The 10826-nt window shown below is 43.2% G+C and carries 9 protein-coding genes and 1 tRNA gene; 9 read left to right on the top strand and 1 reads right to left on the bottom strand.

Annotated features, from left to right (window positions below):
* Positions 1-20: 20 nt before the first annotated feature.
* The 6 genes from ACED28_RS03990 to ACED28_RS04015 all read left to right on the top strand — a co-directional run bounded on the left by ACED28_RS03990 (position 21) and on the right by ACED28_RS04015 (position 6484).
* Positions 21-836: a siderophore-interacting protein gene (locus ACED28_RS03990; protein WP_012603634.1), complete on the top strand. Its 816-nt coding sequence runs from the start codon at positions 21-23 to the stop codon at positions 834-836.
* A gap of 117 nt (positions 837-953) precedes the next feature.
* Entirely contained in the window at positions 954-1937 is a 984-nt protein-coding gene (gene fepB, locus ACED28_RS03995; RefSeq protein WP_371709335.1) for a Fe2+-enterobactin ABC transporter substrate-binding protein, read from the top strand.
* 53 nt (positions 1938-1990) lie between these two features.
* The gene (locus tag ACED28_RS04000) at positions 1991-3037 is read left to right on the top strand and encodes a FecCD family ABC transporter permease (protein ID WP_371709336.1); all 1047 of its coding nucleotides are present in this window, start codon (positions 1991-1993) and stop codon (positions 3035-3037) included.
* Positions 3034-4095: a FecCD family ABC transporter permease gene (locus ACED28_RS04005; protein ID WP_371709337.1), complete on the top strand. Its 1062-nt coding sequence runs from the start codon at positions 3034-3036 to the stop codon at positions 4093-4095. Before ACED28_RS04000 ends, ACED28_RS04005 begins: the two co-directional genes overlap by 4 nt.
* A gap of 355 nt (positions 4096-4450) precedes the next feature.
* Positions 4451-5263, top strand: coding sequence for an ABC transporter ATP-binding protein (locus ACED28_RS04010; protein ID WP_371709338.1), 813 nt, complete (start codon positions 4451-4453; stop codon positions 5261-5263).
* A gap of 189 nt (positions 5264-5452) precedes the next feature.
* Positions 5453-6484 carry a potassium channel family protein gene (locus tag ACED28_RS04015; RefSeq protein ID WP_009846405.1) on the top strand — a complete coding sequence of 344 codons (1032 nt, stop codon included), beginning with the start codon at positions 5453-5455 and terminating at the stop codon, positions 6482-6484.
* A gap of 118 nt (positions 6485-6602) precedes the next feature.
* On the opposite strand, the gene ACED28_RS04020 is transcribed toward ACED28_RS04015, so the two are convergent.
* A complete protein-coding gene (locus tag ACED28_RS04020) occupies positions 6603-7172 on the bottom strand; it encodes a UPF0149 family protein (RefSeq protein WP_371709339.1) in 570 nt (189 codons plus the stop codon).
* Between the two features lie 170 nt (positions 7173-7342).
* Between ACED28_RS04020 and ACED28_RS04025 the strand changes: the two genes are divergently transcribed.
* The 3 genes from ACED28_RS04025 (at position 7343) to ACED28_RS04035 (ending at position 10768) form a co-directional block, all read left to right on the top strand.
* The gene (locus tag ACED28_RS04025; protein ID WP_371709340.1) at positions 7343-9799 is read left to right on the top strand and encodes an ATP-binding protein; all 2457 of its coding nucleotides are present in this window, start codon (positions 7343-7345) and stop codon (positions 9797-9799) included.
* Positions 9800-10047: 248 nt separating this feature from the next.
* Positions 10048-10497 carry an L-alanine exporter AlaE gene (locus ACED28_RS04030; RefSeq protein ID WP_371709341.1) on the top strand — a complete coding sequence of 150 codons (450 nt, stop codon included), beginning with the start codon at positions 10048-10050 and terminating at the stop codon, positions 10495-10497.
* Positions 10498-10677: 180 nt separating this feature from the next.
* Positions 10678-10768: transfer RNA gene (locus ACED28_RS04035), tRNA-Ser, on the top strand.
* Positions 10769-10826 lie beyond the last annotated feature (58 nt).

Below are 10826 nucleotides of genomic sequence, written 5' to 3' on the forward strand. Positions count from 1 at the left end.
TCTCTTTAAGAGGAAAATTGATGAGCGATCAACCAGTGCGTTTACATCCGATGTTGTTGGACTTTGTTCGTAAGGAGAAGATCTCAAAGCATCTACTGCGAGTAACTGTTACGGGCGACTCTTTAAAAGGGTTCCCTGAAGATCAAAATGGTACACACATAAAAGTGTTTTTCCCCAATAGAGCTAGTGGGATATTGCAGTTACCTTACCGAGAAGGTGAAACTGTGATTTGGCCTGAGCATAAACCCGTGCCCCGAGCCTATACCGTAAGAAAGTATCGAGCTGATGTGAATGAGCTTGATATCGATTTCGTGATCCACGGAACCGATTCTCCCGGCGGCGGGTGGGCAATTAAAGCAGAACAAGGTTTCCAAATTGGCCTTGTAGGTCCTGCTGGGCCTGACCCATTACTTGAACCCGCAGATTGGCATATTATTGCGGGAGACTTAACAGCAGTACCAGCCATTAGTGCGATTTTGGAGAGCCTTCCCTCTGACACTCAAGGCTATGTATTTATCGAGATAGAGGATGCCGCAGATAAGCATGATATTCAGCATCCGCAAGGTCTGGTTCTGAAGTGGCTAATTAGAGACGAAAATAGCGATCAATCTCTATTGAGCGAAGCTATTTCCGGCTTAATTGCACCGAATGGATCTCACTCGCTTTCGGCTTTCATTGCGGGTGAAAATGAAAGCGTGATTGCGTGTCGTAAAGCGCTTAAACAAGAGTACAAGCTGTCTAAAAAAGATATGTATGCGATTCCTTACTGGAAACGAGGTAAGGATGAAGAAGCGTACCATGATGAACGTCATGAAGTTATGGATGAAGAGTACTAATCAGCTTTATTGAAGTTATTCGATAGATGTTTCAGCCATGATTTTTCTGATTTAGTAATCACCACAGCAAGTCCATCTTAATAATTAAACTCAGACTAAATGAAGTGCAAGTAGTAAATGAGAATCAATGTAATTTTTAAAATCAATATTATGTTTAAGTTCGTTGTTGTTTTTTTGATTTCAGCTTCGGCTTCTGTTTTCGCAGAAACCGAAATGACATATCAAAATACTTATCCCAAGACTTTCGTCAATGCGGATGGCTCACAGACAGTGATCCCATCTAAACCGACTCGAATCCTTTCTACCTCGGTGACGATTAGCGGAACGCTACTGGCTATTGATGCTCCTTTAGCCGCAACAGCACTCACTTATGAAGGAAAGTTTTTTAGTCAATGGGCAGATATTGCTGAACAGAGAAGCGTGGAAAAGGCATGGCCTGCCGGCAGCGTTGATTTAGAGTCTGCCTATATCTATGAACCTGATTTGCTTGTTGTAGCATGGCGCGGTGGTGATTCGGCGAGAGATCAAATAGCTGAATTTAAGCAAATAGCACCAACCATTATTTTGGATTACACCGCACAATCATGGCAAGACTTGGCTTTGAGGCTTGGACAGGCGACAGGGTTAGAAGAACAAGCCCAACAAAAAATTAGCCAGTTTGAGTTGTTCGTTAACCAGAGTAAAAACAAGCTACAGATACCAGAAGGCGAAACCAATATTGTGGCGTATTTTGGACCTGGAGCAACCAATGCTATCGCATTAGAGGACGGCGTTCATGCCGACTTGCTCATTGACCTCGGTTTCAAAATGGAAGTGCAAAATCGTCAATGGCATGACAACACCGTGCCTTTATCAGATTTTATGCGAGTCCACTTTGAACTGCTGACTCAACTTAAAGCTGATACAACATTTTTGCTAGAAGCGAGTGATGATAGCGCTAATCGATTTATGCACGACCCAATCCTGATCAACCTTCCGTCCGTCCGGAATAAACAAGTCTTTGGTTTAGGTGAAAATTCATTTCGTATCGATATGTATAGTGCTACTGAAATCGTTAACGACATTGTTCAGCTTTTTGAACGAGATACAAATGCAGGTTAATGGCTAATGGTTAATGCCAATGGTAAATGGAAAATGGGTAAAGGATGTCCGTGATGACAAGTATTGCTAGTCCTGCAGAAGCATTTGAACAGATAAGAAATGGACAACGACAACGACGACGATGGCTGATAGCGGGAGTCGTGTTGTTATTTTTTGCCTCGTGTTTTAGCCTTTTTATCGGCACGCATTACATATCGCCGGTAGTGACTTTGGATGCGATTTTTTCTTTTGATCCAACCAACAGTGATCATCTATTGGTTGTCCACCTTCGAATTCCACGCACCTTGTTAGCTTTAGTTGTTGGCGGTGCGCTTGGTGCTGCTGGCGTTATCATGCAAAGCTTAACTCGTAACCCATTAGCAGATCCTGGGATACTCGGTGTCAATGCGGGGGCGACAGTTGCCATAGTATCAGCGATAGCCTTTCTGGGCATCCATGATATGGCCTATGTGATGTGGTTTGGTTTACTTGGGGCGGCTGTTTCCGGAGCGGGTGTTTTTGCCCTTGCTGGGGTAAATAAAGGGGTTAACCCTGTAAGAGTTGTATTGGCGGGAACTGCTTTGTCGGTTGTGTTGCTTGCACTGACTCATATGATCACAATAAACAGCAATGAAATGGTGTTTGAACAATATAGACATTGGGCTGTGGGGTCATTTCAAGGGCGAGGTTACGATGTCTTGATCCCGGCAGCCATGTTAATAGCCATTGGATTAGCAATCGCGTTTTCATTAAGTAAAGCCTTAGATACTGTCTCGTTAGGGGACGATATTGGTCACGCCTTAGGTGTTAACCCGATCAAAATATGGTGTTTTGCTTCTATTGCTATTGTGGTTTTAGCGGGGACCTCTACTGCGGCGGCTGGTCCTATCAGCTTTGTTGGTCTTACTGCCCCTCATATTGCAAGGATGGCGGCGGGGCCTGATCATAAATGGTTGATGCCTTTCTCTTTACTGATTGCATCCATTCTGGCAGTTGTCGCCGATGTACTAGGCCGGATCGTCGGGTATCCCAATGAGATCAGTGTAGGTATTATGATTGCTCTAATCGGTGGGCCATTCTTTGTATTCTTAGTGAAACGTTGGAAGATATCTCCCCTATGATGATTGAGCCTTACACTCTTCAAAATTCTGGCTCGGGAAGTGTTGTACGCTTCGGTCAGTTTTCTTTCTGTTATCAACCGTCTCATATACTTGTCGCATTGATTTTGTTGATATCAGTTTGCGCTATTGCAACTTATTCCATGACATTGGGTAAGTTTAATATCTCGTTACCTCAAGTGGCCGATATCATTCTTGGGGTTGAAGAGGGGGGCGTAAAAGATCGAATAATTCTTAACATAAGACTACCTAAGGTTCTTACTGCGGTCTTTGTTGGGGCTGCGTTAGGCATTTCTGGTGCGGTATTTCAATCGGTATCAAGAAATGCTCTTGGTTCTCCAGATGTCATTGGCTTCACTACGGGGGCTGCGACCGGTGCAATTGCTCAAATAGTTTTGTTTGAGCAAGGGGCAATAGAAGTGGCAATCGCGGCGATAGTCGGCGGAGTAATTACGGCCGTTATCGTTTACTTACTCGCGGTAAAAGCAGGAGTGGTTGGAGGGTATCGCCTAATACTCACTGGTATTGGGATCGGGTCCATTTTGAGTGCGCTGAACAGCCTGATGTTAGTTAAGGGTAATTTGGACAATGCTATTTTGGCTAATCTATGGCTTGCAGGATCACTGCATGCTAGGACATGGACACATGTTTATCCTGTACTTATAGGGGTATTTCTCCTCCTCCCTTTTATGATGATGCTAAAGCGTGCGCTTGCCATGATAGAGATGGGGGATGACATCGCAACTCAGCTGGGTATCCGAGTTGAGCGAGTCCGTCTTTCTATGATTTTCTTTGCTGTGGTTTTAGCCGCATTCGCGACAGGAGCTGCTGGGCCTATTGCCTTTATTGCCCTTGCTGCTCCTCAATTAGTCGGTCGATTGAGAAAGTCGCGAGCATTATCCTTATTCTCCTCAGCCCTTATGGGCGCGTTGTTGGTCTTAACTGCGGACGTTTTAATTCAATGGTTGCCTTTTCAAGCAAGCGTGCCCATAGGCAGGATGACGGGTATTGTTGGTGGCATATATTTAATTTGGCTATTGACCCGATCTCGCCAGTTCTAAGCATAGGAACTCATACGACTAATGAGTACCTATGCTTCTTAAGTTTACCGATTATTTGTCAAGTATATGAGTGTTAAAGCAAGACTCGTTTTACCGAGTTAGAGCAGTACTCAAAAATGACAAGTTGGTCCGATGGGTTATGGGGTACCCAACTGAACTTGAAATCGTGTAACGCTGCCTGTTTTAGCCCTGAAGAAACCAAGCGTAACCTTGAGCAGCAACAAGTCTATTCTTGATGCTACGCTTTCCCAAGTAACTGAATAGCTAGAGCTAATTAGTTAAGTAATTAGCTAAATAAGCAAATAGCTAAAAGTTACTTGGGGATATTGTTTAACATAAATTAAATCAGAAACTTATGAGCCTATCGACACCGGTTAAATCCAAAACCATCTCTCGACTAAATGGAAGTAACCTTAAACTTGCATACGAGAATCGCGTTATATGTGAAAATCTCGAACTTCATATTCCTGAAGGTAAATTTACAGTCATTGTCGGACCTAATGGATGCGGAAAGTCGACCTTATTGAGAAGCTTATGCCGTTTATTGAAACCTTCTAAAGGCCAAATTTATCTAGATGGTCAGAATATCCAAAAAGTACCAGCTAAAGAGTTGGCGAGAGAGTTGGGGTTACTTCCCCAAAGTTCACAAGCTCCAGAAGGGATTCGAGTCGTTGATTTGGTAGCAAGAGGCCGCTACCCGCATCAAAAACTGTTTAAGCAGTGGAGCTTAGATGATCAAGAGGCGGTCTTCCAAGCGCTGGAAGATACTGGTGTCACCGATTTGGCCGAGAGGCAGGTTGATGAACTATCAGGAGGTCAGAAACAACGAGTTTGGATCGCAATGGTATTAGCACAAAAGACACCGATAGTATTACTTGATGAGCCGACAACTTATTTGGACGTCGCACACCAGATCGATTTGTTGGAGTTGTTCCGCAGCCTCAATAGAGAGAAAAAACACACTATCGTCGCCGTGCTCCATGATTTGAATCAAGCCTGTCGTTATGCGGATCATCTGATTGCATTTGCTGGTGGAGAAATTGTCGCACAAGGGGAACCTAAGTCTTTAATTGACGCCAAACTCGTTAAGCAAGTATTTGGCTTAGATAGCGTTATTATTGATGATCCCGTAAGTCATACTCCATTGATTGTGCCTTTGGGGAAGTAACTCATATGACTTTTTGCTCAGTTTTGATTAACTCCAGAAATTGTTTGTAGATATTTCTAAGTCTTTTTGTACCTAAATGTGGACTATTGGCATTATTTTGGGCTCATGTGCCTTTTTCTTAAGATACATCTTGTTGATATCATGTATTTTTTCTAGCATGTAACTAAGAGGAATGGATTAGAGGCTCTAATGATAATCTGGTTACAACTCAAACGTTGGGTCAAAGCGAATATCTTTGTTTTGAATGGTAAAAACCTACTGTTTACTTTCCTCGGCTACGTGTTTTTATCGTGGTCGACATTGTATTTAGCGGGTGAAACGGACTTAACCAACTCGTTTACTACATTTGCATACTATTTAGTCGTGACGGCTTCTACAGTTGGTTATGGCGATTTGTCACCGACAACGGAAGCGGGGCGATGGATTGTTATTTTGTTTGTTATCCCTGGAGGGCTCAGCCTTTTCGCTGCTTTACTGGGTAAGGTGGCAACAGAAGGTGTTGAATATTGGCGAGCGGGCTTGTTAGGTAAAAGGAGAGTTAGAGTGGAAAACCACATTTTGATGTTGGGCTGGAATGAACAAAGAACCATTCATCTCATCCGTATGCTGCAACATGAAGAAACGGGCAAGCGACCAATCGTATTATGTACGCGTTCAGATATCGAAAATCCGTTACCCGGTGAGATCAATTTCGTTAAGGTAAACAGCTACACCGATGGTAAAGAGATGGAGAAAACGGGCATTGAGTCAGCCAGCTGTATTCTTATTGATAACCCCGAAGACGACATCACGCTGTCTGCAGCGCTTTATTGTGCGAACCGAAACCCTAAGGCTCATCTTCTGGTTTACTTTAAAGATGAGGCGTTGAGCGATTTACTGCATCAACATTGCCCAAACTCTGAATGTATTCCGGCAGTGGGTGCCGAAATGCTGGCTAAAGCTGCGGTTGATCCCGGTTCAAGTGCTCTTCATCAAGAGCTTTTAAGCTCAACTAGAGGTATGACACAGTATTCGACGTATTACCCTAAAGATGCCGAACCTGTAACCGTCGCGCCTATTTTCTCTGTATTCAAAGAGAAGTATAAAGCAACGCTGATCGCGATTGATACGGGGAGTGGTATAGAGCTTAATCCGGAGTTAGACCAAGTTGTCAGCAGCGGCACTAAGTTGTTTTACATTGCCGATGAGCGAATTGATCATTTCGATTGGAAAGGCTTTTAGGCGGCTATTTAGTCTCTCCTGAAGCGAAAGAAGGCCTCATTGTGAGGCCTTCTTACTATCGTTCGAATATAGCGCAGCTTATTTCTTTTATATCTCTCGCTTTAGAGAGAATGGAAAATTATTGAGCTTCGGCTAATGCGATACCGCGTTGCGTTAACCCGCAAAGCATCACAGGCACAGCGTTAAAGATCTCTTCAAACTGCTCAAGGCCTTCGATGCCTTGTTCGGCAAGGGTAGCAATGGAAGTTTCTGGATCGTAAAGCATGCTGAGTGAAAGCAACACGCCGCCGACCAGTGCGTTGTCTTCGCTGTCTTCGGGCATCAGTGTTTCCCAATCATCACGGGCTATCTGCCAACCTTGAAGTAAGCCTTCACAAAAATCGCGAGCTGCTGTATTTACAACTTCTGCATCGTCTAATTGACAAGCTTCAGGCCAACCCCAAGTACCTTCGATCAGTTCTGGGCGGGTTTTGTTCCAAAGCGCGATGATAACTTCAATGTAGCTTTCCAGCTGTTCACCGTTGGTAAAAGGTGCGACTTCTTCGCCACCCCAAAGGAATGGTAGCCATTCATGAGGGGTTAACACATTTGGAGCGGCTGCCATTGCAGTGACAAAGCCCATGGTTTTGTGTTCTGTGATTAGCTTTCCTTCCAACTCTGGAAGCGCAAGAATATCTTGTAAAGTCAAAGTGAGGTACCGTAAAAGGGAACATATTTGTGCTTATAGTACCAATGAACTTGCGCCAATCAAGCTTCATCTAAAAACGCTTGATGTCATTAGTGATAAACACTAGGTTAAACAGAAAAGAAAATAACAAGATAATTATGCAAATACGCTCGTCTCTCAAGAAAAAAAGTATGGTAGCGCTTGGTTTATACCTCGCAATGTTCATTGCTATTGTCGGTAGTGTGACGTATTACGTCGTAGAATCTCCTGTACGTGCTAAGTTGCAACAAAACCTCGACTTACGTACACAACTGTTATCGGAATTGATTACAGCACCCCTCGGCAGCTCTCAAGGTTTTGTTGATAGTTTGGTTGGTTTCGCTCAGGCGCAGCGCAGTGATACTGATGTTATACCGTTATTTATTAAGTCAATGTTGGCGGCGAGCGATGACACGATCGTCAGCGCAGGTATTTGGCCAGAACCGCATGCATTGGATTCTGATAAAATCCTTAACAGTTATTTTTTCAACAAAGCCGACGATGGTGATATTGACCAACTCTTTTCTTATAACAACCCCAAAAATACGCCTTATCAAAACGAATATTGGTATACATCTGTAGTAAACAAAGCGAAGGGAACCATTGCATGGAGCAATGTGTATATTGACCCATATACACATGTTCAAATGATCACAGCATCTTCACCTTACTATTACGATGGAACTTTTGCAGGTGTCGCGACTGTGGATCTCTCACTCGAAGAGTTGCTCGGCTTTATCAAGAACCATGCGGAAGAATACAACCTTGGTATTACTCTAAGAGACAAACTCAACCAAGTGTTGGTTTCTCATAACTTCAATCTCGTTGATGGGATTTATATTAGTAGTAACCAATTTGGAGAGTTTGGATGGCAAGTGGATGTCGTCAACTCAAAATCACGAGTAGCAGACGAAGTGTTTCGTCAGGTAATGAGCGTTGAAGGCGGTATTGTGCCGCTGTTATTATTGTGTGTCATGGCAGGTTATTACTTACTGAACCGCTATTTGATAAGCCCAATCACAACGATTGCCGCCCAAGTTGATAGTTCTAAAGCAGGCGAGACCATCGATGTTGACTACTCCAGTGATGATGAAATCGGACATTTGATCAAAACCTTCAACGAAAAAACCATCTATCTCGAAGCTGAGAAGGTTAAAGCTCAAGCTTCAACCAATGCCAAAACGGCCTTTCTTGCGACCTTGTCACACGAAATTCGTACCCCGATGAATGGTGTATTAGGAACGGCTCAGATCTTACTGAAAACCCCTTTGAGCACAGAGCAAGAGAAGCATCTTAAGAGCCTGTATGATTCGGGTGATCATATGATGACGTTACTCAATGAAATTTTGGATTTTTCAAAGATAGAGCAGGGTCGGTTAGATCTGGATGAAACACGATTCCCGCTTGATTCAATCATAGGCAGTATCAACAGTGTCTATTACACATTGTCTTCCGAGAAAGGGCTTCAATTCAAAGTGTACTCCGAAGTGCCTTCTGGCCGTTGGTACTTCTCAGACAAAGCACGCCTTCGCCAAATTTTATTTAACCTCTTAAACAACGCAGTCAAGTTTACCTCTCGAGGCTTTGTCGAGGTGTATCTTAAAGAAGTCGTAGAAGGAAGTGACACCTACCTTAGTATTCGAGTTCGCGACACCGGTATTGGTATATCTAAAGAAGCACAAAAACGTATTTTTAAACCGTTTGAACAAGCTGAGTCTTCGACTACGAGACGCTTTGGCGGTACTGGTCTCGGGTTAGCGATTGTGAAGGAAATTGCCCAACTGATGGAGGGCAGTATTAGCGTCACCAGTGAAGAAGGGATAGGCACCAGCTTCGATGTTCGCTTGAAGATTAAGCCTTGCCAGCCTGGCGAAATAGAGAGCTTGCCACATAAGAAGTTAGATTACTCTGGCTTGAAGGTACTGATTGTCGAAGATAACCGAACCAATACCGTCATTATTGAAACCTTCATGAGCAGTAAAGGCTTCACTTGTAAGAGCGTCGAAAATGGTGAACTTGCGATACAAGCCGTGGTGGCTGAGCGCTTTGATTTGGTATTAATGGATAACCATATGCCAGTGATGGACGGCGTTGAATCAACCACTGCAATTCGAGCTTTGATAGGCGAGATATCATCGGTACTGGTGTTTGGTTGTACGGCTGATGTATTTAAAGAGACTCGCGAACGTATGCTTGGTGCGGGTGTGGATTATATTATTGCCAAGCCGATTGATGAGCGTGAGTTGGATGATGCGTTATTCCGCTATTCAAACAAGCTTTACCAATACCATGAAGTTAAAGCTCATGATCTTGATAGCCTAGATGTAGAAAAAAACGATTCGCAAAGTAACAGCGAGTCATTACCTAAACCTGATCTACGAAACAAAGATAACACCGAAGAGCTACTCGTCACGCTGTACGTTGCGCTCGAAGATAATAACTTAGCGCTGATTAAGTCTGCATTAGAGAGCTTGCGTGTTCATGCTGAACCTATGAATAATGCAAAGCTCACAGATCACGTCGATAAAGCTTTAGAACAGGTTTCTCTCGGTTTGACTCCTGAACAAGAAATCATCAATACCATTACGGTAAATCTTCCCATGGCATAGTTGTTGTTTAATTACGGAAATATAATAACAAACTGCTCACAACTTGACCGTTGTGGGTTTTGTTGGTGGAAACAACTGCTTTTAAAGTGGTTTTTGGTTGTTAATTTACAACTTCATTTTTAATTTGGAATGTATGACTGCTTATCTTGTGATTTAATAGTGACATTATCTGGCTAGGTGTAATCTTGCCTTGTTTATGTGTTGTTAAGTCACTAATTAAGTAGTGGTATATTTTAGGTTTATCGTCAATGAAGTCTCGTGGTCCATTCTGTATTCGAAACGCAGCTGCGGATACATTCGCTATGGTCGTTTTCTGTTTTATTTCTGGAATGATTGTTGAAGTGTTTATTTCTGGTATGACGTTTGAGCAGTCTCTTGCTTCTCGAACGTTATCTATTCCGGTAAACATAGCTATCGCTTGGCCTTATGGAGTCTTTCGTGATTGGTTCTTGCGTAACGGCGCAAAGCTTTCACAAAACTCATTGATGAAAAATTTGTCTGACTTGGTGGCGTACGTGTTATTCCAGTCACCTGTGTATGCCGGTATTTTATTGGCAGTAGGTGCTTCGAGCGACCAGATTGTTACGGCTGTCACCAGTAACGCTGTTATCTCATGTGGTATGGGCGTGCTGTACGGTTATTTCTTAGATATGTGCCGTAAATGGTTTAGAGTTCCGGGCTACTATCAACAAGCTTAAGAAAAGCAACAAGCGTAAGTACAACGATAGAATGAAATTTGGTTTGTTTTTGATCTAATGAGTTAATTTGTAATCGAACAAACTGAAAAAGGCACTTTTTTTGATAATGCCTCTTGACCAAAGCAAGCAGAATCAATAAAGTAGCGCCTCGTTGAGTGACAAGCTCAACACACAATTTGTGGAAGGATGGCTGAGTGGCTTAAGGCGCTCGCCTGGAAAGCGAGTATACGTTTATAGCGTATCTGGGGTTCAAATCCCCATCCTTCCACCACTATTCAAAACCCTAGCAGAAATGCTGGGGTTTTCTCGTTTTAGAGCACCTATATTTT

The sequence above is a fragment of the Vibrio sp. 1F253 genome, assembly GCF_041439295.1.
GTDB lineage: Bacteria > Pseudomonadota > Gammaproteobacteria > Enterobacterales > Vibrionaceae > Vibrio > Vibrio tasmaniensis_A.